Origin of the sequence: Terasakiispira papahanaumokuakeensis (genome assembly GCF_001709345.1) — a bacterium.
Taxonomy (GTDB): Bacteria; Pseudomonadota; Gammaproteobacteria; order Pseudomonadales; family Halomonadaceae; genus Terasakiispira; species Terasakiispira papahanaumokuakeensis.
Genome location: NZ_MDTQ01000001.1, coordinates 3,255,498 through 3,280,400, shown reverse-complemented (window position 1 = coordinate 3,280,400; position 24,903 = coordinate 3,255,498). Strand labels below are relative to the sequence as shown.

Annotated in this window: 21 protein-coding genes; 15 read left to right on the top strand and 6 right to left on the bottom strand. The window is 52.2% G+C overall.

The features are described 5' to 3' along the window. Positions 1–100: 100 nt before the first annotated feature. Positions 101–433, top strand: a complete 333-nt coding sequence (locus BFW38_RS14245; protein ID WP_068999501.1) for a hypothetical protein — start codon at positions 101–103, stop codon at positions 431–433. 221 nt (positions 434–654) lie between these two features. On the opposite strand, the gene BFW38_RS14240 is transcribed toward BFW38_RS14245, so the two are convergent. Continuing rightward, a complete protein-coding gene (locus BFW38_RS14240) occupies positions 655–834 on the bottom strand; it encodes a PLDc N-terminal domain-containing protein (protein WP_068999500.1) in 180 nt (59 codons plus the stop codon). Positions 835–1,007: 173 nt separating this feature from the next. Between BFW38_RS14240 and BFW38_RS14235 the strand changes: the two genes are divergently transcribed. Continuing rightward, positions 1,008–3,926, top strand: coding sequence for a ligand-binding sensor domain-containing diguanylate cyclase (locus tag BFW38_RS14235; RefSeq protein WP_068999499.1), 2,919 nt, complete (start codon positions 1,008–1,010; stop codon positions 3,924–3,926). A gap of 37 nt (positions 3,927–3,963) precedes the next feature. On the opposite strand, the gene BFW38_RS14230 is transcribed toward BFW38_RS14235, so the two are convergent. After that, positions 3,964–4,716 (bottom strand): type 1 glutamine amidotransferase, encoded by a 753-nt coding sequence (locus BFW38_RS14230; protein ID WP_245686168.1) that lies wholly within the window; start codon positions 4,714–4,716, stop codon positions 3,964–3,966. A gap of 223 nt (positions 4,717–4,939) precedes the next feature. On the opposite strand from BFW38_RS14230, the gene BFW38_RS14225 reads away from it, so the two are divergent. The 8 genes from BFW38_RS14225 to BFW38_RS14190 all read left to right on the top strand — a co-directional run bounded on the left by BFW38_RS14225 (position 4,940) and on the right by BFW38_RS14190 (position 12,379). Beyond that, entirely contained in the window at positions 4,940–5,275 is a 336-nt protein-coding gene (locus tag BFW38_RS14225) for a DUF1244 domain-containing protein (protein ID WP_068999498.1), read from the top strand. After that, positions 5,272–5,790, top strand: a complete 519-nt coding sequence (gene moaB / locus BFW38_RS14220; RefSeq protein WP_425427918.1) for a molybdenum cofactor biosynthesis protein B — start codon at positions 5,272–5,274, stop codon at positions 5,788–5,790. The genes BFW38_RS14225 and moaB overlap by 4 nt, the downstream gene beginning before the upstream one ends. Then, positions 5,780–7,033, top strand: a complete 1,254-nt coding sequence (locus tag BFW38_RS14215) for a molybdopterin molybdotransferase MoeA (protein WP_068999496.1) — start codon at positions 5,780–5,782, stop codon at positions 7,031–7,033. The genes moaB and BFW38_RS14215 overlap by 11 nt, the downstream gene beginning before the upstream one ends. A 111-nt stretch (positions 7,034–7,144) precedes the next feature. After that, positions 7,145–9,025 (top strand): MFS transporter, encoded by a 1,881-nt coding sequence (locus BFW38_RS14210; protein ID WP_218186430.1) that lies wholly within the window; start codon positions 7,145–7,147, stop codon positions 9,023–9,025. Next, positions 9,022–9,378, top strand: coding sequence for a hypothetical protein (locus tag BFW38_RS14205; RefSeq protein ID WP_068999495.1), 357 nt, complete (start codon positions 9,022–9,024; stop codon positions 9,376–9,378). The genes BFW38_RS14210 and BFW38_RS14205 overlap by 4 nt, the downstream gene beginning before the upstream one ends. A gap of 157 nt (positions 9,379–9,535) precedes the next feature. Further along, the gene (locus tag BFW38_RS14200; protein WP_068999494.1) at positions 9,536–11,098 is read left to right on the top strand and encodes a 2-isopropylmalate synthase; all 1,563 of its coding nucleotides are present in this window, start codon (positions 9,536–9,538) and stop codon (positions 11,096–11,098) included. Between the two features lie 10 nt (positions 11,099–11,108). Further along, entirely contained in the window at positions 11,109–11,888 is a 780-nt protein-coding gene (locus BFW38_RS14195; protein WP_068999493.1) for a hypothetical protein, read from the top strand. After that, complete coding sequence (locus BFW38_RS14190; RefSeq protein ID WP_245686167.1) at positions 11,888–12,379, top strand: GNAT family N-acetyltransferase; 492 nt, start codon at positions 11,888–11,890, stop codon at positions 12,377–12,379. The genes BFW38_RS14195 and BFW38_RS14190 overlap by 1 nt, the downstream gene beginning before the upstream one ends. A 118-nt stretch (positions 12,380–12,497) precedes the next feature. On the opposite strand, the gene BFW38_RS14185 is transcribed toward BFW38_RS14190, so the two are convergent. The 4 genes from BFW38_RS14185 to BFW38_RS14170 form a co-directional block, all read right to left on the bottom strand. Further along, positions 12,498–13,097 carry a cell division protein ZapB gene (locus BFW38_RS14185; protein ID WP_068999492.1) on the bottom strand — a complete coding sequence of 200 codons (600 nt, stop codon included), beginning with the start codon at positions 13,095–13,097 and terminating at the stop codon, positions 12,498–12,500. Positions 13,098–13,291: 194 nt separating this feature from the next. Continuing rightward, positions 13,292–15,205: a beta-ketoacyl synthase gene (locus BFW38_RS14180; RefSeq protein WP_069000500.1), complete on the bottom strand. Its 1,914-nt coding sequence runs from the start codon at positions 15,203–15,205 to the stop codon at positions 13,292–13,294. A gap of 386 nt (positions 15,206–15,591) precedes the next feature. Further along, on the bottom strand, positions 15,592–18,336 hold the full coding sequence (locus BFW38_RS14175; RefSeq protein WP_068999491.1) for a LuxR C-terminal-related transcriptional regulator: 2,745 nt from the start codon (positions 18,334–18,336) through the stop codon (positions 15,592–15,594). A 215-nt stretch (positions 18,337–18,551) separates the two neighbouring features. Further along, on the bottom strand, positions 18,552–19,433 hold the full coding sequence (locus BFW38_RS14170) for a LysR family transcriptional regulator (protein WP_068999490.1): 882 nt from the start codon (positions 19,431–19,433) through the stop codon (positions 18,552–18,554). Between the two features lie 255 nt (positions 19,434–19,688). Between BFW38_RS14170 and BFW38_RS14165 the strand changes: the two genes are divergently transcribed. The 5 genes from BFW38_RS14165 to BFW38_RS14145 all read left to right on the top strand — a co-directional run bounded on the left by BFW38_RS14165 (position 19,689) and on the right by BFW38_RS14145 (position 24,872). After that, positions 19,689–20,729, top strand: a complete 1,041-nt coding sequence (locus BFW38_RS14165) for an amino acid ABC transporter substrate-binding protein (RefSeq protein ID WP_068999489.1) — start codon at positions 19,689–19,691, stop codon at positions 20,727–20,729. A 124-nt stretch (positions 20,730–20,853) separates the two neighbouring features. Beyond that, entirely contained in the window at positions 20,854–22,008 is a 1,155-nt protein-coding gene (locus BFW38_RS14160) for an amino acid ABC transporter permease (protein ID WP_068999488.1), read from the top strand. A 28-nt stretch (positions 22,009–22,036) separates the two neighbouring features. After that, positions 22,037–23,101: an amino acid ABC transporter permease gene (locus BFW38_RS14155; protein ID WP_068999487.1), complete on the top strand. Its 1,065-nt coding sequence runs from the start codon at positions 22,037–22,039 to the stop codon at positions 23,099–23,101. Beyond that, positions 23,101–23,892, top strand: a complete 792-nt coding sequence (locus BFW38_RS14150; RefSeq protein WP_084004674.1) for an amino acid ABC transporter ATP-binding protein — start codon at positions 23,101–23,103, stop codon at positions 23,890–23,892. Before BFW38_RS14155 ends, BFW38_RS14150 begins: the two co-directional genes overlap by 1 nt. Beyond that, positions 23,889–24,872 carry an isoaspartyl peptidase/L-asparaginase family protein gene (locus BFW38_RS14145; protein ID WP_068999486.1) on the top strand — a complete coding sequence of 328 codons (984 nt, stop codon included), beginning with the start codon at positions 23,889–23,891 and terminating at the stop codon, positions 24,870–24,872. Before BFW38_RS14150 ends, BFW38_RS14145 begins: the two co-directional genes overlap by 4 nt. Positions 24,873–24,903 lie beyond the last annotated feature (31 nt).

The window sequence follows — 24,903 nt, the reverse complement described above, 5'->3', positions numbered from 1 at the left end:
GTCAGGTCTTACCGATTGTCGAAGGGCGGCGACAATCGCCAGCGGGTAAGGATATCCCTAGTTTGAGCGTGAATCTTAGGCGTCACGAGGAGGTGCCGGCATGATCGCGCTATGGGGTGGTCTTTTACTGAATTTAACTTGGGGGCTTTGGCTGATAGATCGTCTGTTCGAAGCTTTAGGCATGGGCATGCCCGCAATGAGTTTGACCGCCGTTAAGATCGGGCTGGTGGTGGCTTGTGGGGTCAGTGCTTTGGGGGCCTTATTGCTGATGGGGGTGCGCAAGCGGTTGGGGATGTGGTTGACCTTGATTGGTTTGTTGCCTTTTATGCCTATGGGCATGATTGCGGGATGGGGAGCTAACCGTTTGTATCAACGCCCGTCGTGGGCCCGGATTAGTGCTCGACGTGCGTTCCTGGAGCAGCAGTCTTTATAGGGCTGATCACTTTCACTTTATAGACCTAGGTCTGGTGAGATCGTCCTGATGCGATAGGTCTAATGAAATGGTTCTAATGAGAGAGACCTGATGAATCGAAGTGTAAGCTTTTCCATCTATCGCTTTTAGGGTTGCAAAAGCAAGAATGACCGGGTTAGCTCAACCCGGTTTTATCTGGCCTATTTTGATCTCTTCGCAGTCAATGCTGAAGTGATTTCAAGTTAACCTTTAGGGCCGATCAGAAGCCATACAATAAAACCCAATACTGGAGCAAAGAGTAAAATCAGAATCCAGATTGCTTTGGCCAGGCCACTGGCGCCACTACTGCCGACTTTAACAATGGCCCAGATGATGATCAGTAACCAAATCAAGCCTAGAATACCGCCAAATTCAAGACCCATACGTCTCTCCTTTGTGAGTAGGGATTTAATGTGCCTACCCTATAATCTATTAGGGTAATCTGGAGAAAATACAAGGGATTCTGACTTGATCTATGGAAAAATGCTGGAGAAACACTTAAATTGAAATCCTCTGATTATTTAATGGACATGCTTTTTTTGAGCTGAGACTGATTATGCCTTGGTTTGTGCGCCTGGGAATAGCGTGTTTATGGTGGTGCATTGCCGGGTCAACCCTTGCGGCTCAGCTTCCCCTTCAGGATTACTTTATCGACCGTTGGTCCACGCGTGACGGTCTCCCCCATAACAGCATTAATAGCATGGCCCAAACTCGGGATGGTTACCTCTGGTTTGCCACTTGGGAAGGGCTGGCGCGTTATAACGGCCGTACTTTTCGATACTTTGAACGTGGTCGCGAGACCGGATTACCTGATTCTGGGTTGAGGGCCTTACGTAGTGAGACGGATGGCAACTTAATTGTTGCCGGCGCTCGCGGTGGACTCTCTAATGTTCGGCATGGTCACTGGCTGGCTTATGCGCCGGCTGAGGCGATGATCAACGATGTGCTTCGTGCGCCTGATGGTAGTCTGTGGCTGGCATTAGAAGGCCGAGGGCTGGTACGTCGTCCAGGCCTAGATCTGCAAACGCGTGATTATGATCAAACGCTGATTCCAGATATTTCGGTGTCGCGTTTATTGCGAATGCCAGGGGGGGGGATTTGGGCGGCAACCAGTGAAGGCCTCTATCGAGTGAGTCCTGCGCGCCTGTTAGCCCCTCAGCATATGGCCAAAGCGGTTGGTCTCCCTGATCGTCCTATGTATGCACTACTTAGAACATCGAGCAATCAACTCATTGTTGGTGGGGTCGGTGGGGTATGGCGTCGTCAGGGGGAACGTTTTGTTTCCTTGCACCCTGACCTCTCTAGTATGACAGTGACGCGCTTATTGGAAGATCGACAGGGTGATTTATGGATTGGCACTATGCGTCATGGCGTGATGAGGCTTAGCAAGGGCCACCTCGAGTATCTGAATGTTTATGATGCATTGATGAATAGTCGTGTGTTATCGCTGTTGGAGGACCGTGAAGGTAGTATCTGGGTGGGGACTAACGGCGGCTTGGCGAGGTTTAGGGCGGCGCCTTTTACCAGTTGGACTCGCCGACAACGCATTGCAGGTGACTATGTTCGCAGCGTACTGGGTCAAGCCGATGGGAGTGTTTGGTTAGGGACGAGTAACGGTTTATCACACCTTATTGGGCATCAAGTAAGATCTTGGCATCAGGAGGAGCAGAGCGGCCCTTCGATTTTGAGTCTGATGAACGGACCTCAACATAGTCTATTGGTGGGCACTTATACTCAAGGTGTACTGCGTTGGCAGAATGGTGCTTTCACGCCTTTTTTAAGTCGCAAACAAGGGCTGGCGAGTAATGAAGTCCGTGTCATGCTGGCAGATAATCAGCAACCTGATGGGATCTGGATTGGAACAACCCGAGGATTGCAGTACTGGCAAGGGAATCAGCTTAAAAAGACTTATACGCTGGCGGATGGATTGCCCAGTAACTTTGTCATGGCTTTAGCCTGGGACCTTCTAGGGCGGTTATGGGTCGGCACTGCACAAGGGGTTGTGATCATGACGCCAGGTGGGGATTTACATGCCCTGGATTTGAGTGGAGAGGATCATGCCGAATACGCCTTTGGTTTTTATCTTGAATCTGATTATGCCTGGATTGCTTCCGATCGCGGTTTAATCCGCTATCGAATGAGTGATGGTCAGTTAGGCTTGATTGGGCGTCGAGCAGGATTACCGGTCGATAAAATTTTCCAGGTGGTGCGGGATACCTCTGAGGGGTTTTGGCTTTCATCTAACCGCGGCATTATTCATGTGGACTATGATCAAGCGATGGCGGTGGCCGATGGTCAAAAGCAACGACTGGAGGTTGAGCGTTATGGTGAGCGCGATGGCATGACCAGCTCTCAGGCCAACGGTGGGTCTAACCCCGCAGCGACACTGACCCCAGATGGGCGCGTTTGGTTTGCGACTGCGAGTGGTGTTGTCTCGGTACAGCCCCAGATGCTATCGCGTTTTGGTGAAACCCGTTTACCTGTCGTCATCGAAGACATCGCGGTAGAAGGTGTTTCCCAGGGGTGGGTGCAGGGGATTCAATTGCCCCCGAATGAGCGACGCATTAGCTTTAGTTATGCTGGGCTGGGCTATGTTATGCCACAGCGTATTGAGTATCGCACTTGGCTCGAGGGGTTTGACCGTAACTGGGTCGATCGTGGTACACAGAATATTGCGGAATACACGAATTTGGCCCCGGGTCACTATACCTTCCGGGTCAGTGCTCGTTATCCTTATGGCCAGTGGCATGATACGGAGGCCCGGGTCAACTTCACCATTCGGCCTTATTTATGGGAAAGGCGCAGTGTTCAGGTGCTCACGGGGTTGTTGATACTTCTGATGTTCGTTGCCTTCTGGCGCTGGAGAGTGCGTCAGCTCGAACATAATGCTGTGTTGCTACGCGAGCAGGTCGCTCGTCAGACTCATGCCTTGCGTGAGCAGGCTGAAGCCTTCGAGCAGCAGGCGCGAGAGGATCAGCTGACTGGACTCCCTAATCGGCGAGCCTTTGATGAAGAGTTGGAGGGATGTTTTCAAGAGTCCTTAAATGCTCAGAAGGCGTTAGCGCTGGCGATTATTGATATTGATCATTTCAAGCGTATTAACGATCAGTGGTCTCACCTCGTGGGGGATAAGGCGATTTGTGCTGTCGCCGATGTATTACGGCGGGTCGCACCTCCTTCCTGTCGTGTGGCTCGTTGGGGGGGAGAAGAGTTTACGCTGATGTTCCCAGATATGACCATGATGCAGGCACGAGCTTATTGTGATCAGCTAAGAGTGGCGTTAGAGAAAGGGCCGCATCCTTCTTTACCCCGTGATCTATGGATAACCGCTAGTTTTGGTGTCAGTGATAGTCTCGCCGCTCCCAGCTACGAGCGTTTATTGGCCCAAGCGGATACGGCGTTGTATGAGGCGAAAAATAAAGGACGCAATCGCGTGGAGTTGTGGCGCCCAGCCATGGCCGCTGTACAGAAGTGATGTCGCCATCGCTGGGATGTTTGACTCAGAATCGTGGTTATAACCCCTGAAGAAAGCGCGCGATCCAGCGGCCGACAAGGGGATTATCTATGCGTGCTTGCGCCGTTAATCCGGCGATGGCCGTTTGAGCTTGTTCTGGCTCAATGGTGATGCCTTGTCGGTCTTGCAGCAGATCTCGCTCATAGTCTATGGAAAACTCGGGATGGGGCTGAAAACTGAGCATCCCTTGTTCGTAGACTAATGCGGCGTACGGACAGAAGTCTGAGCTTGCGAGGACTTGAGCGCCAGGCGGACAGCTCATGACCTGATCCTGATGCATGGCATTCAGAACGAGATCATCGGGTTGATCTTCTCCCAGAAAAGAGCGTTCCAGGTGAAGCTGTTGGGGCTTTTTCATTGCATAATGATGTCGGCCTATCCCCCAACCTCCGGAGTATTTTTCAACGGTTGCCCCCAAGGCGGCCGCCATGATTTGGTGGCCAAAGCAAATGCCGACCAGCCGCTGATCGCTATCCGCAATGTCTCGGATTAAGGCCTGGAGTTGGCGCATCCAGGGAAGGTCTTCATAAACCCCGCTTTTTGAGCCGGTGATGATCCAGCCATCACAGTCTTGAGGGCTTTTCGGCCATTGGTTCGCTTGTACATCATAAACTCTGAACCGAGTCTGCGGCATAAAAGGAGCCAGTAGATCGACAAACATGCCCGCGTAACTGGGGTATGTTTCTCTGAGTGATTCTGGTGGAATACCGGTAACGAGTATCCCGATATTCATCGGGCGAGGGGTGGTCATGAAGCACTCCTTGGGTCTAAATCGGGTCAGTATCGTGGCTTCTGTCTGTATCTTATCTTCTACATTTTTTCAATATAATGCACAGTCATGAGCCGAGATGTCGAGTGATGTCTTTCCCTCGTATTATTCGCCTCTGGTAGGATAGATCAAAAGCGTTGTTCACCCCTCTCGGGAGCGGTCGCTTGAGAGGCATGACTTCGTCCCTTTGATGGAGAGATTGAAGATGAAAGAGTTGGATACCCAAACGCGTACAGAGCTTGAAGCGGCGGCTTTTCGTCGTTTGTTGGCCCACTTGGATACCCATAAGGAAGTCCAGAATATTGATTTGATGATTCTGGCTGATTTCTGCCGGAACTGTTTATCCAAGTGGATGGTGGCCGCAGCTGAAGAGCGAGCGGTTCCACTCGATTATGAAGCGGCCCGTGAATATGTTTACGGCATGCCTTACAACGAATGGAAGACACGCTATCAACAGCCGGCCACTGCCGAACAGCAAGCGGCTTTCGAGGCCCGTCAAGCGGCTAAGCGTGAAGCAGCGCAGATTCAAGGGGTGTCATGATGGCTGATGCATTGAATATTGCAGTACTGACCTTGTCGGATACCCGAACTTTGGCTGAAGACCGCTCAGGGGATACATTAGTCGAGCGGCTGGAAGCGGCGGGGCATCAATTATTGGACCGAGCGCTGATCCCTGATGATATTTATCAGATGAGAGCCGTGGTGAGTCGCTGGATTGCTGACCCTGAAATTCAGGTGATTCTGGCGACCGGCGGGACGGGGTTTTCCGGCCGTGACTCCACGCCTGAAGCGATTCGCCCGTTGCTGGATACTGAAATTGAAGGTTTTGGTGAATTGTTCCGTCAACTGTCTTGGGCTGAAATTGGCTCGTCAACGGTTCAGTCTCGGGCTTTAGGGGGGCTGGCCAACCGAACCGCCATTTTTTGCCTGCCTGGCTCGACAGGAGCGTGCCGAACGGCTTGGGATCAGATTCTGTTGGAACAACTGGATAGCACGCACAAGCCATGTAATTTCGTCGGTATTTTACGTCATGGAGTACAAAACCATGGCCAGTAATCATTGTGACTTGCCCGCCGGATTAATTACGCCTGAAATGGCACTTGATCAGATGTTGGCATCGTTGATGCCTGATATCCGGCCTGAGCCTTGTGCTTTGGCGCAGGCCTTGAATCGTACTTTGTCGGAATCGGTTCAGGCCGAGTGTGATGTGCCACCTGCCGCGAATAGTGCCATGGATGGTTATGCTGTGGCTTGGTCTGATCTAGCACCACAGCAGGCAACGCCGTTAGCGATTTCGCAGCGTATTGTTGCCGGCCAGGGGCCACAGCCATTAAGTGTCGGTACCTGTGCGCGCATTTTTACCGGTGCTGAAATTCCCCCTGGTGCGGATACAGTGATCATGCAGGAAGCGGTCACATCATTGGCGTCTGAGCAGGTGCTGTTGCCCTCCCAGTCTGAGGTCCGTCAGGGGCAAAACATACGGGCTCAGGGGCAGGATATTCACTCAGGACAAACCGTTGTGTCGGCAGGGACTGTCTTGGCGCCCTGGCATCTTGGTGTTCTGGCCAGTGTTGGGGTGGCCCAAGTCCCGGTGGTGAGACGTTTAAAAGTGGCGGTGCTGTGCACGGGGGATGAATTGGTCTTACCGGGGCAGCCCTTGGCGCCAGGCCAGATCTATAACTCTAACCAATTTATGTTGGCGGGCCTGATTGAGCGCATGGGGCATGAGGCTTGGGTGATCGACACGGTGGAGGATACCCTGTCAGCGACGCTTGAGGCTTTAGATCTGGCGGCAGCCGAGGCCGACCTGATTGTGACGACCGGTGGCGTTTCGGTGGGTGAAGAAGACCATGTGAAGCCTGCGATAGAACAACGGGGCGAGTTATCGGTGTGGAAAGTGGCCATTAAACCCGGTAAGCCTGTTGCTTTTGGTCATATTCAGTCTACGGCACCTGCGGGTTCAAAATCTGTGCCGGTATTAGGGTTGCCGGGGAATCCGGTGTCGGTGTTTGTGGGCACGCAAGTTTATCTGGCGCCCATTTTGGCTCATTGTGTGGGGCAGGATTATCACGCTCGACAAGGCACTGCACGCTTGGCTGGACAATGGCAAACACGTGCTCGTCAGGAGTATCTCCGGGTGCAAGGCCATTGGGCCGATGGTGACTATTGGCTCACGCCTTGTGCTTCGCAAAGTTCTGGTGTTCTCAGTGCCGTTGCCGAGGGGAATGCGTTGGCTATTTTGCCACCTCACCAGCAGTTTGATGAAGGTGATCGGGTGCACTATCTGGCCTATGCCTGATAAGAGGCCTGTCTTTTAAAGAAGACGAAGACTGTATTGCTTTGGTGACGCAGGACGTGACGCAATGTGTGGGTTAGTATCCGCTTTTACCCGTGACAAGATGGAGCGCCCGTGAGAGGACTCGCTTTACTGAAACAGCGTCGTTTCGGCCCTTATTTTATGACTCAGGCACTCGGTGCCTTTAATGACAATGTATTCCGTAATGCGTTGATGTTTATGCTGACATTCAAGGCGGTTGATGCTTTGAATGTGGATATCAATATTGTCATGAACTTGGCTGCTGGGTTATTTATTTTGCCCTTTTTCCTGATGTCCGGTTGGGCAGGGCAGCTGGCGGATAAATATGAAAAATCACGCTTGATTCGGCGTATTAAAGCGTTGGAAGTGGTGATTATGCTGTTGGCTGCGCTCGCCTTTGTGGCCGAGTTCTGGTGGGGGTTGATTGCACTGGTCGGACTGATGGGGGCGCAGTCGGCTTTATTTGGGCCGGTTAAGTATGCGTTGTTGCCTCAGCACTTGGCAGAAGAGGAACTGGTCAGTGGTAATGCCTGGGTTGGGATGGGGACCTTCGTCGCGATCCTACTCGGGACAATCGCTGGCGGTCTCTTGTCAGCACAACCCACGTACTGGGCGGCGCTTTGTATCCTGGTGATTGCGCTATTGGGTCGCTTGGCGGCTCAAGGTGTTCCTCAGGCGCCTGCGAGTGATCCGGCTTTGACGATTGATTGGAACCCCGTCACTCAGACTCGTAAGGTCTTAGCTGCATCGAAACAAGATGCCGGTGTCTTTTGGGCCATTATGGCCATTAGCTGGTTCTGGTTTTTGGGGATTGGCTATTTAACACAGTTCCCGAACTTTACGCGTGAAGTGCTGGCGGCGAATCAAACGGTGGGCACTTTGCTGTTGACGTTATTTTCCTTAGGGGTGGCTACTGGCGCGATGCTGTGTGATCGCTGGTCACGTGGGCGTATTGAGTTGGGGATGGTGCCGCTGGGGGCCTTGGGTGTCGCCGTATTCGGTTATGGCCTTTATGCCATGGCTCAAGTGATCGCTGCTGAACCTGCGCCTGAATTGGCGCGAACTTTGGTCGATTTTTGGGATATTCCAGAAGCGCGTTGGTTCATGCTGTGGCTGGCGCTGTCAGGGATTGCCGGTGGACTCTTTATCATACCGCTTTATAGTTATGTGCAGCGGCATACTCCTGAGACGCGCCGGGCTCAGGTCATCGCGGCATTAAATGTACTCAATTCATTATTCATGGTCATCAGTACGGCCATGGGTATTCTGCTGCTGAGTGTGTTGCAGTTGTCATTACCTCAGTTTTATTTGATTTTTGCGTTGACCGCCGTGCCGATCATGTTGGCCAGTGTGAGACGTTTACGTGATCCCTTCCTTCGATTTCTGGCCTTCCTGATTTCTCATGGCATCTACCGGGTACGCCATCATGGGCTGAGCCATATTCCCGATACCGGCCCCGCGTTAGTGGTGGCGAATCATGTCAGCTACATGGATGCCGTTTTACTCATGGGGGCCTGTCAGCGGCCGTTGCGCTTTATTATTGATAAAGAGATTCATGACACCCCCGCGCTCAAATGGTTGTTTGAGATTTGTGGTACGGTTCCGATCAGTTCTGAGCGGGTCGATCGTCGTAACTTCCAAGAAGCATTCTCGCGAGTGGCTGACGCACTAGATCAAGGGGAGTTGGTCTTTATTTTTCCAGAAGGACGGCTAACGCCTGATGGCGAAATACAAACGTTTCGGCGTGGTTTAGAGCGTATTGTGAAAACATCGCCGGTACCGGTTATCCCTATGGCATTGTCCGGATTGTGGGGGTCTTGGTTCTCAAGAGAACGAGGCCGAGCTTTTGCGAAAACACCGCGTCGGCTTTGGTCGCGTGTGGATGTGAATGTGGGTGAGCCTGTGCCGCCTGATCAGGTCTCTGCCGCTGAGCTGGAAGCTCGTGTTCGAGCCCTGCGAGGAGCGCGTGCTTGAGTCACCGAGAATGGCGTTATTTATTGCTGGCTTATGGCCTCCAGTTGTTGGGGCCTTTGCTTTTTTTTGCGCCTTTGATTTGCTGGGTCTGGATTACCGGGTTTAAGCATCATGTCAGCCCGCAAGCCTACTCTCACTGTCGCCGTTTAGTGCAACTCAGTGCGGCTTGGTTAGTATTCGTGCTGGCGTTGGTGACTTGCGTGGCCTTGAGTTGGGGGCTTTATCTGGCCGGATCTCATTTAGAGATTACCTGGGTGTGGGGCTTGAGTATCGGATTACTCACCTTTGGATCATGCTGGTTAGCGGGATGGGTGCAAGGCGGGTATCGGCTCTTGAAGCGTCAACCGATCTAAGCTTGGCAGGAAGAAGCCATAAGTAACGGATAGGGGAAATGATGTCTACATATGACAATAGCAGGTGATCTTCTTAGATGGTCGTTGGTAAAATCACACTTATAACCTGACTGTGATGACCCATAATGGGGTTATCATCGACCCCGAGGAGAGTCCCATGAGTAGAACTGCTGAGCCCAAGTCGCCTTTGGTCATTTTTGACACGACTTTGCGGGATGGTGAGCAAAGCCCGGGCGCTTCGATGACCCAGGATGAGAAAGTCCGCATTGCAAAAATGTTAGAGAAAATGCAAGTGGATGTCATTGAAGCCGGCTTTGCCATGGCCAGCCAGGGGGATTTTGAATCGGTTAAAGCCGTCGCCGAAGCAGTGAAAGACAGTACGATTTGCTCTCTTTCACGCGCTCTGGATAAGGATATTGAACGCGCAGCAGAGGCGTTAGCACCGGCGGAACAGGGCCGTATTCATACCTTTATTGCGACCAGTCCAATCCATATGCAGTACAAACTGCAGATGAGCCCCGATCAAGTCGTCGAGCAGGCTGTTCGTGCCGTGACTAAAGCTCGAAACCTCGTGGCTGATGTCGAGTTTTCCTGTGAAGATGCGGGACGTTCTGAACTAGATTTCTTATGCCGGATTGTTGAGGCGGCCATTCAAGCTGGGGCGCGGACGATTAATATTCCTGATACCGTGGGCTATGCGATTCCTGATCAGTTTGGTGACTTGATTCGTCAATTGATTGAACGTGTACCCAATAGTGATCAGGCGATTTTCTCAGTGCATTGCCACAATGATTTAGGGTTGGCCGTTGCCAACTCTTTAGCGGCTGTGCAGCAAGGTGCGCGTCAGGTGGAGTGTACGATTAATGGGCTCGGCGAGCGGGCAGGGAATGCCGCATTAGAAGAAATTGTGATGGCCGTGCGAACACGCCAGGATCAATTGGCCGTTGAGACGCGTATTGATACACGCCACATTGTGCCAACCTCTCGCTTGGTTTCGAATGTGACGGGGTTTGCGGTGCAGCCGAATAAAGCGATTGTGGGTAAGAATGCGTTTGCCCATGAGTCCGGTATTCACCAGGACGGCATTCTCAAGCATCGTGAGACCTATGAGATCATGAGTGCCGAAGATGTCGGCTGGCAAACGAATGCCATTGTGTTGGGAAAACATTCGGGGCGGAACGCTTTCCGGGCACGTTTGGAAGAGCTTGGAATCAACTTCGCTTCAGAGCAAGAACTCTTAGAAGCCTTTACGTTGTTTAAGCAGTTGGCCGATAAAAAACACGAAATTTTTGATGAGGATCTGCAGGCGTTGGTCACCGATACGCGTGCTGCTGCGCAAGCCGACCATTATCGTTTGGTCACTGTGGACGTGGCTTCACGAACAGGTGAAACCCCTGTGGCCCAAGTTGTGATGAGTGTTGAGGGGCACGAGGTTTCTGGACAATCTGCAGGGTCGGGCCCGGTCGATGCGGTGTTTAAAGCCATTGAACAGCAGGTTGCTAGCGGCGCTGAGTTGGAGCTGTATTCCGTCAATGCCATTACCTCGGGAACCGATTCTCAAGGTGAAGTGACTGTCCGTTTACAGCGAGGCGGCCGGATCGTGAATGGCTTGGGCGCCGACACTGATATTGTGATTGCTTCAGCCAAAGCCTATATCAATGCGCTGAATGCTTTGCAAAGCCGGGCCGAGCGAACGCATCCTCAGTCGGAAGGGGTATAACATCGCTGTCATGTTAAGCCAAGTTGAGCGCTATGCAGTGCTCAGTGCGATGGGAACGCGGTGGTGGGTGCCGCGTTATCAGTTGCCCGCCGCACAGCCTAGTATGCGTTGTGATTGGCCGGTGCCTGAAGCTGAGTCTCGACATGGAGCCGAAGCGGCGATGGCGGCCGCGGGGGTATTCGTATCACCTGAGCATACGGAAACTGTCTCTGCCGCTGAGGATTTTCAGAATACGCCGCCATCAACGGATGATGTGCAAGATCATTCCCGCCTCGCTGTAGCCCCTGAGGATGGCCATGAACCGGCCGTAGAGACCGTCGAAGAAGTGAGGCCCATGGCGGTCGAGGTGTGGGCGATGAATAATCGCTGGCTGTGGGTGGTCGAGCTTGATCAGCCAGGGTTAGCCCATGATCCCCAGCGATTAACCTTACTGTCTGCCATTGCGCGAGCATTACATCCTCAGCGCATTGGGCTGGTGGCGCAATACACACTCAGTTGGCCTGTGGAAGGCGTGCCGGTATTGCGAGGTGATCAGCGTGAGTTAGCTGATGCCTTAACCGCCTACTTAACCGGCCCTCAGTTTTCACCTTTTGAACCGCCAGGTGTGATGGCGTTTGGTGAGCGTCTGGGTCGGCTGCTAGATCAGGATCGGCTGGGACGCCCTTGTTTCAGTGGTCCTTCTTTATCCGAGTTATTGAGTTCCCCTGATGCGAAAGCTCAGCTGTGGCAGCATGCCCAGCAGGGATTGAGTGCGGCATTTGCCGCGAATGAAGTGGTTATGGAGGCATGATGTCGATTCCCTGGCAGCGTTTAAACGAGGCTGATCTGGCTGCAGTGTTGGTGCTGTCTGAACGGGCAGAGTCTTTGCCCTGGTCTGAGATTCGTTGGCAACAAACATTGCAGACTGATGATTGCTGGGGGCGTTATGAAGGTGATGCTCTGGTTGCTTTGTGCGCACTCGGGCAGGCGGGGGATTGGTTAGAGTTGAACCAAATCTTGGTCGCGCCTGCTCTACAAGGACGGGGGGAAGGGCGCCGTTTATTGGCCTGGGTATTAGATCAGGCCCGTCAGCAGCATTGTGAACGATTGGTGCTGGAAGTCCGTGCATCCAATACGCGTGCGATTCATTTGTATGAGCGCGCAGGTTTTGTGCTGGATGGTCGTCGCAAGGGGTATTATCCGTTACGTGAAGCTTTGCCGGGGCAGCCGTTGCAGGCTGATGATTTTGAAGATGCGTTGTTGATGTCGCACGATCTGAATTCACCCCATGACCTGAGCTAAACTCATGGCCTGACTAAACTCAGCGATAGCGCTCTACTGACAGTAGCCTCACAATGAGACTACTGCCCAATGTACTGTTTGCAGCTTAAGCTCGGCAATGGCTGGGTGTCTCTAGCACTCAGTTAATTTGCCAGTGGCTGCCACCGGGTTGCGGTGTTTGAGGGTCTGAAGAGCTGTTGTCTTCTTCCTGGGTGTCCTCAGAAATCATGGAGGCGAGAGAAGCCGAATGAGGGTCTTCTTCTTCCATTTGGAAGATATCTTCAGACAGTTCACTATCGTCGGCTTCAGTGAAGGCCAGTGCGGCTGCTTCAGCGCTTTCTTGCTCGGTGTTGTCTTGTTCAGCCGTGTCCACCAGTCGTGACACGTCTTCTTCAAAGCTTACTTGCCCGTCTGCTTCGTTCAGTTCGTCATCCTCTGTCGCTAGTGCGAGGAGTTCGTCTGCTTCAGCATCTAGGGTGTCGTCATCTAAGGTGACAGCTCCGGTGCTTTCATGAGTTGACGCTGAGGCACTGCTTAGGTTTTCAAAGCCACTGAACTTATCCAGCAACTCACTCAAACGGTCTTCCCAGGTGGCTCGCTCAGCTTTCAGCGCTTCATTTTCTTCACTCAGCGTTGCCTTGTCTGCACGCAGTGATTCCAATTCCCGCTTCATCACTTCCATGGACTCGACGGCCGTCTGAACTTTCTGTTCCAGTTGATTCAACAGATCGAGATTCATTGCTTTAGGCTCCGTTCTGTGCAGCGCTATGTCCAGTTAGGCTTGTTGCCGCCTTGGCTGGTATTCGATTCGAAATGCCATTCTCTGACATTGTGGCGTCAAGGGCCGATCTTGTCAGCCTCTTGACGATAAAAATTATTCCACAATAGTGCTTGAGTCGATGTGTGAGTGATCAGGGCTCAATCGGCACCTTTTCATTGCATATCGGTAAAGGGCGATTTCAGCGCCAGTGATACGGGTTTATCGTAGCCTGGAATCGTCAATTCATCCTGCGTGATGGTTAGCTCTGGCCCTTCCAGAACTTGCTCACCAAAGTGATAGGTCACATCAAATTGACGTGCCATGGCCGCATTATCATGGGCCTGGGAGCGTTCCAGCACCGCCTCTGATGCCTGCGCATGATTACGCATAGCTTGCTGACCATGACGCTTGGCCAGCATCCGTTGAGTGACCTGTGGGGACAGTACCAACGCGGTGGCATTATTCCCCCCAAAGCCTTTGGCATTGAGCAGGCTCAGTTCAAAGTCGTCTGGTTGACCCACTTGGTGTTGATTACTTAAGTTCAAATTGGAGTCATAAAGATCTTCGGCGAAGGTCTCGACAGTGCTGATACCGGGCCGAATACCGGTGGCCCAGGTCCCCAGTGCTGCCATCATCTGATCGCCCCCAGCAGACCCTTGCGAATGGCCGACAAAGGCTTTGACCGCAGAAATCGGCCAAGACTCAATACCAAAAGCTTTGGCGACTTCATTCAGGACGTGGGATTCAGTCGTACGGTTTTTCGGGGTGCTGGTGCCATGGGCGTGGACAAAGCTACGATGGCGGAGCGCATCATCGCCGACAATCGCTCGTCCCAGTGCGGCTGCTTTAGACAGGGTGAGATAGTTGCCAATGCCTGGCGCGGAGATCGAGCGCTTGAATCCATCTGCGTTCACAAAGACGTCAGGCACTGAACCCAAAATCTGCGCACCCAGTTCCACGGCCAAGTGATCATCAACAAGCATCAGGAACTGAGACGATTCCCCCATTGTAAAACCGCAGTTCTGGGCAAAGGGACGGCACGCGCGGCGATAATCGTCATCACTGAGCTTATCGAGCTGATCAAGTGCGCGAAGGCTAGCATCATCAGCCAAAGCCCCCATTGTACGAAAGCCTTCGATCACTTCTGGCGTGATCGGTGCATCGGCAGTCCCGACAATCGCCACTCGCGTTTGTCCACTGCGAATCGCTTGTGTTGCGGCTTGTAGGTTGTAAAGGAAAGTGGCACAAGCGCCCAGCAGTCCGCTGGTTTGGCCGACATTGCCGATGACATAGGCATTCATGAAATCGGCCACCATCTGTGCGTAACCCAGGGGCATTTGCTTTGAGGTGGCCCGCTTGCCGGTCAGTAATGACTGCATCAAGCCTCCCCAGCCTTCCTGATCCATCTGGCCAATAGAGTTACTTGCGAAGACAGCCACTTGATCTGGATGAACATGGCGGCTGATTTCTGCCCAGGGCAGGCCACTTTGTCCTAGAAGATCGGAAGCACCAAAGACTGTCATCTTAAGGCCACGAGGATGGTGCACACTACGATACCAAGCGCCTGGATCGAACCCCGTGGGGAGCATGCCTGCAGCTTGTACTAAAGCTTCTCGTGGCGCTGGAACGGTCATCTCTAAGCCGCCGGTGATACTGACTTCCACATCACCTAGGCCGAGGTCTCGACATTGCCAGCCATCGGGGAGCGGTTGAGGCAGTTGGCGTTGGCGTAGTTTAAATCGAATGGGCGCTTCGCCGGCCTGAGCTTTAAGCACCTTAGCCGCGGGCATGGCATTGACGTCGAACCAGTCTGGGTGGATACGACGAATAAGCGATTCATTGCGAAGCCGTGTGGCTTCCTGTGCAATCAGTGCACTGGGGCTGAGAGATTCGCCGGCAGCATTACACCAGCTGCCATCCTGTGCCCGCTGCCCTCGTCCAGTGAGGCTGGCTAGTGCTAACAGAGTTTGCTGGCGCTCATGCTCGGGTAGTGCATCCAGCACTATTCGGCGAAAAGCATGGTGGCCTGATGTACGGCCGGCGGCATTGATACCACCCATGCCGATGATGACGGGTAACTGGGACAAGGCAAACCCCTTCTGCTGGTTTTGCAAGCTCTTTACGATCTGTCAGTTGCGATTTTGAGCAGTCCATGCGCCAAAATATGTGCTCGACAGAGCCTATGTTCGAGATGGGTGACAAGGCACCACTGGCGGATCACATCATGGTACACAAAGTGTTGTGCATGTCGGTGATCCTCGCCGAAAAATGACCGCTATCTTAGCACTGACTCTCGCCCTATGGCTATGTAGCGCACCCGATCAATGTTGGTGTGATTCATCTCAAAAATCCATGAATCTCATCGCGAGCAATGCCGCTGATGACGTTGATGCAGACGTTGGCTAAGATGTCAGTGCTTTATCTTCCGTTGAGCTCAACCTCGTCTTCGCGTCGAAGCTTTTACCCCTTGCCGTTAAAGCCATTGAAGGGCGCGTGCACGTGAAACGGCTTGGGTTCGAGAGCGCACATCTAATTTTTGCAGAATATTACGTAAATGAGTTTTGACGGTGTGTAGCGAAATGAAGAGTCTTTCGCCAATTTCTTGATTGGATAGCCCTTCAGCGACCAGTTCAAGCACACAATGTTCGCGACTAGAGAGGGGGGTCGCCGGGGTAGACGGGTCAAAGCGCTGTATATGACCTTGCAGGGTGAGGTACTGGCTGATCAATGTTTGAGCAAATGCGTGGCTGGGGTGAGTATCCGGAACGAGGTGGAGTCGCGTTAGGATTGAGTGATCAGCGCTGATAAAAGGAAGCTGAGCCGACTCGGAGGCGGCTGCTCTTAAGGCTTGCTTGAGCGTCTGGTCGGCGGCGTCCAGACGTCCTATCCGGTGATAGGCCTGTGTCAGTAATACTTGTGCATACAGGATCGAAGTCGGGTATTCCTTACCTTGTTCACACAGCTGCTCCAGACGTTTAATGGCGGTCGGTGTCTCGTCGGCAGCGAGCAAAGCGCGACACAAAAAGAGTTCCACATAGTGGCGCTGCTGCGGTAAAAGTGCGATGGGTTGCCTATCTGAATGACGTTCGAATAGTTGTTGTAATTGCGCCAGCCAGCTTAAAGCGAGATCGGTTTTATGTTGATCCAGCCATAAGCGAGCCTTCAGCGCGGTGAGCCAACTCAGATAGTAGATCTGAGGTACATCCCAAATATGCATGAGCCGCTCAGCTTCAGCCAAAGCTTCAAACGCGGCTTCTAAATGGCCTTCTTCGCGTCGGCGCATAGAGTCAATGATTAAGCCACTGAGCAGGTGGAGATCTCTAGTCTCACGCGCAATGGCCATGCCAGGCACAAGATCTTGTTCAATACGTTCAAAGTGCCCCTGCGATAAGTTGACCATCGCCTTGAGCATTAATAGGCGTCCTATTGATGTTGTTTTCTGTGAACTGAGTTCCAGCGCCTGATCAATCACTTGGTGACAGCGGTTGAGATGGCCTTTGCCAAGTTCTATGCGGGCTAAATCAAATAAAGCTTGTTGTTCTAGCCGCGAGTTTTGCTGGCGTTGAGCAATGGCTTGAGCCTCACGATTATAACCGCGGGCGGCTTTGAGGTTGTGTTGAGTGAGATAGGACTGAGTGATCAGCGTGAGGGCTTGCACCTGCAGAGCGGGCTGCTCTGAGGGGATCAACGGATAGAGTTGCAGTGCTGCTTCACGAGCTTTGATTAAATGGCCTCGCCCCTGTTCAACCCAGGCCATGACCAATAAGGCTTCTGTCTGGTCAATTGTTCGTGGACCTTGAGGGGGACCAGATAAGGCCATATTGGCCTGTATCAGTCGTTCGGCGGCGTCTAATTGGCCTGTCCAGGTGAGCCCCCAGGCATAAATTAAGGTGAGGCGTGGAGTGCTCTGAATGACTTCATCAGGAAGTTCTGCTTTCCAGCGGAGTAAAGGGGCGGCATCCAGGGTTTCTAATAAACCATGACCGAGTTGTTCAATCCATGCTGCGGCCTGATGGGGTTGTTGGGCCTGCAACGCATGATCAATCGCTTGGACCCAATATCCTTTTTGTGCAAACCATTGGCTGGACCTTTGGTGAATTTCTTGTGCCTCAGTGTCGGTTTCCTGAGCCAGCAGATCACGAAACAGGGGGTGTAGCCGAAACCATTGCTGTGAAGGGTCTTGGGGAATCAGAAATAGACCTTGCTCAACAAGCGACTGTAGTGCCTTCGCGCTGTTGCTTGTTTGGTGAAGGTGGTCGAGTAATGGGGCATTAAAGTGTTCTAGGTAAGCGGCTGTTTTGAGTAAGAGGCGCTGCTGCTCGGTCAGGGGGGTGAGAACTTCAGTGCCGAGAAAATCAGCCACGAAGGGATGACGGCCATTTTGCTGCCAGACGCGTTCAGGCTGGGATTCGCAGGCCAGCGCCAATAGGCGGACACCAATGGCCCATCCCGCCGTCAGTTGATGAAGGTGGCGGCACGCTGCGCTATCTAAAGGTAATTGTAACGCCTGGGCGACAGCGCCGATCTCTGTCGCCGTCAGGGCGAGTTGATCGGCATCAAGTAGCGTTAAGGTCCCCTGCGCTCGCCAACGGGCTAAACCAATATTAAGGTGTGTTCGTGTTGCCCATAGCAGGTGTACATTCGGAGGCAACGCTTCGAGTAGAAAGCTTAAGCATTTAAGAACGGCTTTATGGGTGAGTTCATGAGCATCATCCAGTACCCAATAAACGGGGCCACGCAACTGTGCCAGCTCGTCCAGCAAAGGGGATAGCACCAGTTCAAATGATAAAGGTTGATGAGCTTGATGCGCTTGTAGTTGCTCTTGGGCATCTAGCCCAATCTCCCCTTGACCGGTTGCTCGGCAGGCTTTCTGAAAGGCGGCCACGAGATACGTTAGAAAACGGTTGAGATCATTATCTCGCTCATCTACAGCTTGCCAAGCGATGACGGCGTGGCTACTTCCTGCTGCGTGATGGCGCTGACTTGTCTCAGGATGATGCGGTTGGGCGCTCTCTCGTTGGTTGCACCACTGGGATAGCAAAACAGTTTTGCCACTCCCTGCGGGGGCTTGAAGAAGGGTGAGACGTTGTTGCGTCGCTTGGTCCATTAATTCGAGCAAACGCGATCTGACCACTGCCCCAACAGGCGGCGGTGGACGGTATAGTTTCATCGGCAACAGCGGCGATGAATGGGGTCTTGGAGCGGTTTCTTCAGGCATATGTCTGAATTCACTCGCCTATTGATGTGATTGGCTGATGTCATTGGCCTATTTTTTCGATGCCGCATCAGGCCTTGAAGTGAATTGATCTTGGCTGCTATTAAACGATTGTTTTAATGGGGGCTGTCAAGCCTTCCATCTTAGACTTTAATCGAGTTTGCTAGAGCTTATATGGGGGGAGGTCATGTTGAGCTCGTTTTCTAGCGTTTCAACGCTCAAGAGAACGATTGAAGGTGTTGCCAGAAATCATGTGTGGCTGATTTAGGGTTGCCTAACCAGCGTACGAGAATGATATCTAGATGCTGCGCCGGCATCTCAGGATAAAGGCGTACCAACTGACCGCTTTCAATCAATGGTGCAATCATGCTGTGAGGCATGCAGGCGATACCATGCCCACGTGCGACCATTGGTTTTAAAGCTTCTGATACTGTGGCTTCAAAAACACGTTTTAAACGATGCGCTTCCGGGTGGCGGCTGACCTGTTCGCGAGACATTTCATGCAGTTGAGCTGACCGGGCATAGGTGAGCCATGGAATAGGCTCTTGAGTATGTTGGCACCATCCAGCTAATGCCGGGGTGCCGACCCAGTAAAGCTCATCCTGCCCTAATGTCATGACTTCAAAATCGTCGCGCACAAAGTAGCGTTCAGACTCCTCGTCACGATAGAACAAGATGAAATCACTCCGCCCTGACATAAGCGACATATAGTAGTTTTCAGTGCTTTTATGGCCGGTATCAATGCGAGTAAACAGCGGTTGATCCAGTGTCGAATACTGTGAGATCCAATCGGGAAAGAAGTTGCAGGCCAGGGTATGCAAAGAGGCAAAAGTGAGCGGGCGATCGACTACTTTGACACTTTGCTCACATTCTTGTGAAAGCCGAACCAACTCGGCCGCCGTTGGGCGTAAGGATTCTCCTGCGGCGGTCAGTCTGATGGGAGTGCCTCGTCGATCCAGCAAATGAGTGCCTAGATGATCTTCCAGTAATTTAATCCGTCGACTTAACGTGGATTGGGAGCACCCTCTTAGTCGGGCCGCTGCCGTGAACTTGCCTGTCTCAGCTAATGCTAGAAAGTCTGCATACCAGCGGATATCCATAGTGAGCCCTTGTTTTGATAAGCCGATATTGGTTATAGACCGATGCATTGTGCCGGTTTTTAAACGAGCTGATAAATAAGGTTATTCGAATATTGGATGGGTGATGCCGATTATAGGATCAATCAAAAGTGGTGCCTAACGGCTTGCCTCCTTAAGGTAGAGCCATAACACCGCCATGCGTCAGTGGCGCAGCGTGTGCTTAATCATGTGCATCCAATTCCAATAATGAAACCATGACGAACAGGACAGATCGAAATGCGTAAACATAATAAAATGATGCTGGTTGCTTGTGTGTTGACAGGCGCAATGAGCAGCTTTTCGGCTCAAGCGGCAACGACTGAAGGTAGCGTACTGGCAGCAGTTCAATCTCGCGATATGTTGCGCTGTGGTGTCAGTAGTGACAAAGCGGGGTTCTCCTATGTGAATGATGATGGCCAGTGGTCGGGGATGGATGTGGACTTATGCCGAGGTGTGGCCGCAGCGGTACTGGGAGATGCTCAAAAAGTTGAGTTTGTAGTGACAACGGCTAAAAACCGGTTTACTGCGTTGGCTTCCGGCGAAATTGATGTGCTTTCTCGTGCAACCACTTGGACCGCCTCGCGTGATGCTAATCTAGGGGCTGATTTTACAACGCCCTGGTTTTATGACGGCCAAGGTGTGATGACACATGCGGATTTTGGTGTCTCCTCTATCGAAGAACTCGATGGTGCTGTGTTCTGTCTATCGCCTGGCACGACCTCAGAACAGAACTTGGAAGACTATTTCAGTCGTCGTGGGCTCTCTTATCGTACGGTTGTGATTGAAAAAAGTACGGAGCTTTATAACGCCTTTCAGCATGGTCGTTGTGATGCGATCACCAATGATATGAGTGGCTTGGCTTCACGCCGCACTCAATTCGAAGATCCTCAGGCTTTTACACTGTTACCTGAAACAATTTCTAAAGAACCCTTGGGGGCTTATGTACCACAAGGTGATGCCCGCTGGCGCGATATTGTGACTTGGACGGCGTTTGCGCTGATGACAGCCGAAGAGCTGGGGGTGACCTCAGACAATGCTGAGCAGATGAAGGCGAAAACGGATAATGCCAATATCGCGCGGTTACTGGGAACTGACGGGCGCATCGGTGAGCGATTTGGCTTGAGCAACGACTGGGCCTATCAAGCAATCTCTCAAGTAGGCAACTACGAAGAGATCTTTAACCGCAATGTCGGGCCGAATACACCGTTGCGCTTTGAACGGGGTTTAAACCGCCTTTGGAACGATCAGGGTCTTCTTTACCCCGCACCGATTCGTTAATCGCGCTGACTCATTCGCGGATTGACTCATTCGTTAATTGATTCATCAAGTTTACTGAGGCCTTCCGGTTTGAGTGATTCCGGAAGTGCCTTGCTTCTTGTCGTTCGACTTTGAGTAACGCTTTATGAGGACTTCCCCTCTGACTTCAGTGCGCTGGTCTAGTGTCTTGCAGCAAGCCCTTGTGCTGGCGTTAGTTGCTGCGCTGTTTTATTGGTTGATTCAAAACGCCAGTGCCAACCTCAGTGCTTTGGGCATTGCCTCGGGGTTTGATTTCCTGGATCAAAGAGCCGGCTATGCGATTAGCTTCAGCCTGATTGATTACACCCCCGATGATACTTATCTGCGGGCTTACTGGGTGGGATTACTGAACACCTTGTTGGTGTCCGTTCTGAGCATTGCTTTGGCGACATTATTGGGCGTGATACTGGGTGTTTTAAGGGTATCTGATAATTGGCTTTTAAACCGCATGAGTTACTTGGCGGTGGAGTTTTTGCGTAATGTGCCTTTAATCGTCCACTTGATTTGGTGGTATGGCCTGATGTTGGCGATGCCCCGAGTCCGTGATGCCATCGATGTGTTCGGTGTTGGTTTTCTGAGTAATCGTGGGCTGACCGTGCCATGGGCATCTCAAGGCGGCCTTGTCGGTTGGGCGCTGCTGTGGAGCTTACTGGGCATTATTTTGGGTGGCTGGTTGATGTCGCGTTATCGGACCCGCTTGCCCTGGAAAGGGTTCGGTCCACCACTTTGGCCGGCGCTGTTAGTCGGAGCTGTCTTGCTGCCGTTGCTGGTGTATGCCGTGAGTGATGCCCAGTGGCAGTGGGAATTGCCAGAGGCGAAAGGATTTGGTTTTCGGGGCGGAATCACGTTAACCCCAGAGCTGATGGCATTGTGGATGGCCTTATCTTTTTATAGCGCCAGCTATATTGCCGAGATTGTCCGAGGGGCGATTCAATCGGTACCGCGTGGTCAGTATGAAGCTTCGCGGGCACTGGGGTTTAGTGAAACGCGAACCATGTTTCAGTTGATTGTCCCCCAGGCTATTTATCCGATGATTCCGCAGGTGACCAGTACTTATCTGAATATCATCAAAAACTCTTCGCTTGGGGTCGTCGTCGGTTATATGGAACTGGTTTCGGCAACAGGTGGGACCACCTTGAATCAAACCGGTCAGGCGATTGAATGTATTGCGCTGGTGATGGCGACTTATTGTGTGTTCAGCCTAGTGACTTCATTGCTGATGAATTTCTATAACCATCGTATTGGCTTACGCACGCATTAAAGCGCGCCTTCATATTAAGGAGCTAGGGATGTCGTCTTTATCTGCTTCCCGTCGTCCTCACCCCGCCTTGCGTTGGGTGCACAAGCAGCTTTTCCCTAATTTGCTGCAAAGTATACTGACGTTGGCCACTCTAGGATTGTTGCTTTGGAGTGTGCCTAAGGTGTTGGACTGGCTAATTTTTTCAGCCACTTTTGTCGGTAGTAGCAAAGCAGATTGTGTGGGGGGTGGGGCCTGTTGGTTGCCGGTCGTGAACCGGATCGACCTGTTTGTTTATGGCTTTTATCCCGATACCGAAACCTGGCGCGTCAATTTAGCGTTTGTGCTGGCCGGTGCCATTATCCCGCTGCTGTATTTCAAACGCATCGATCGACGCTGGGTTCTGGGTTACATGATGCTCTTACCCTTCGTGATGTGGTGGTTGCTCAAAGGCGGTCTAGGGCTGTCCTCGGTATCGTCAACTCAGTTTGCTGGGATTCTGGTGACTGTCTTTCTCGGCGTTATTGGGATGCTGTTTGCCTTGCCTATGGGCATTTTGTTGGCGCTCGGTCGACGCTCCAAAAAGCCTGCTATCAAGCTGCTGTGTGTGTTGTATATCGAATTGGTCCGTTCAGTGCCCGTGATTACGTTGTTATTTATGGCGTCGTTGATGGTGCAGTTGTTTCTCCCTGAAGGCGTGACCATCGATATTCTCGCTCGAGTGTTGATTGTGCTGGTGATGTTTACGGCAGCGTATATGGCCGAAACTATCCGCGGTGGGCTCCAAGGTATGGCCAAAGGTCAATACGAGGCGGCTAAAGCACTGGGATTCTCTTATTGGAAAACCATGAGCGTGATCATTCTGCCGCAAGTGTTACGTAACACCATTCCCCCTTTGCTGACTCAATTTATTGGTTTGTTTAAAGAAACGACACTCGTGGTCGTTGTGGGTGTACTGGATGTCGTCGGGATTGCGATGAGTACAACCTCGGCCCCGGAGTGGATTGGTCTTGAGCATGAGGTGTATTTGTTCCTGGCCATGTTCTTCTTTGTCATCTGCTTTGCGCTGTCGCGTTATGCGCGTCACCTTGAAAAACAACTGGAAAAGAGCCGCTGATGAATACTGTGAATGAACCGCGTTCTGTCGACGCAGATGCGCCAGTAGCGGTGCGCATCGACGCTTTGAATAAATGGTATGGCCACTTCCATGCGCTGAAAAACGTATCTCTGGAAGTGAAAACGGGCGAGCGGATTGTCATTTGCGGACCTTCCGGTTCGGGTAAATCCACACTGATTCGCTGTGTCAATCAGCTGGAGCAACACCAGGAAGGCGATATCGTGGTACTCGGCCAATTACTGGATGATCACCCTAAACGCCTAAGACAAATTCGTCGTGAAGTGGGGATGTGTTTCCAGCACTTCAATCTCTTTCCCCACCTGAGTGTGCTGAAAAATTGCACTTTGCCACAGACCGCTAACCTAGGCATTGCAGAATCTGAAGCGATGGCATATGCCTTGAAGCTTCTTGAGCGCGTCAAGATGCGTGAGCATGCCAATAAATACCCAGGCCAGTTATCCGGTGGGCAACAGCAACGTATTGCCATTGCTCGCGCGCTGTGTATGCGACCCAAAATCATGTTGTTTGACGAGCCTACCTCGGCACTAGACCCAGAAATGATTGCTGAGGTACTGGAGGTCATGGTGGATCTCGCTGCCGAAGGCATGACGATGCTATGTGTGACCCATGAAATGGGGTTTGCACGCAAAGTGGCCGATCGCGTGGTGTTTATGGATCAGGGGGAAATCGTAGAACAGGCGCCACCTGAGCAGTTTTTCAGTCAGCCAGAGTCACCTCGAACCCAGCAGTTTTTGAACCAGATTATTAACCATGGAGTAACAGCAGGATGAGTAAATCGGCCGTTGCAATTGCGATTCACGGTGGGGCGGGCGTACTGACTCCAGGTCTTTTGAGTCCAGAGAAAGAGGATGAAGTTCATCAGGCCCTTGCCGATGCTTTAGCTGCGGGCCTGGTTATCCTAGATCGTGGCGGTAGCAGTCTGGATGCCGTCGAAGCCAGTGTTATCGCGTTAGAGGAATGCCCTTGGTTCAACGCCGGGAAAGGGGCTGTTTTTACTGATAGCGGCCACCATGAACTTGATGCCGCGATTATGTCAGGGGCTGATCGTGATGCTGGTGCGATTGCAGGGGCCCACTTTATTCGTAACCCGATACGAGGCGCTCGGGCGGTCATGCAGCATAGTGAACATGTCATGCTCGCGGGTGCGGGTGCTGATGAATTTTTGGCTGATCAAGCATTGCCACAGGTTGCAAATGATTGGTTTGATACCTCATTGCGCCGTGATCAATGGGCTCAAAATCGTGAGGCGGGGGCTGCAGCGACGTTAGAGCCAGGGCAAAAAGAAATGACCACCTCTTCTTTAAAGCCAGGACAAAAGTTTGGCACAGTAGGTGCCGTGGCTCGTGATGCAAAAGGGCATGTTGCGGCGGCGACATCGACCGGAGGGATCACGAATAAACGTTATTCTCGCGTTGGCGACACCCCGTTGATTGGCGCCGGTACTTGGGCTGATGATCGAGATGCGGCGATTTCAGCAACTGGCCATGGCGAATATTTTATTCGAACGGCTGTGGCCCATGATATTGCGGCTCGCATTCGTCATGCGGGTCGTCATTTAAAACAAGCCTGTGACGAGGTGGTCTTTGAGGAATTAAAGCCCATGGGGGGAATGGGCGGTGTGATTGCCGTGAGTGCCTCGGGCCAGCCTGAGTTGGTCTTCAATACACCGGGGATGTATCGTGCCTGGCGGGATGAACAAGGTCGGGTGCACACTGCCATTTATGCACAGGATGATCGTGTTCATGCCTGATGTTTTGTCGTGGCCTGGGTCGTTTTTTTGC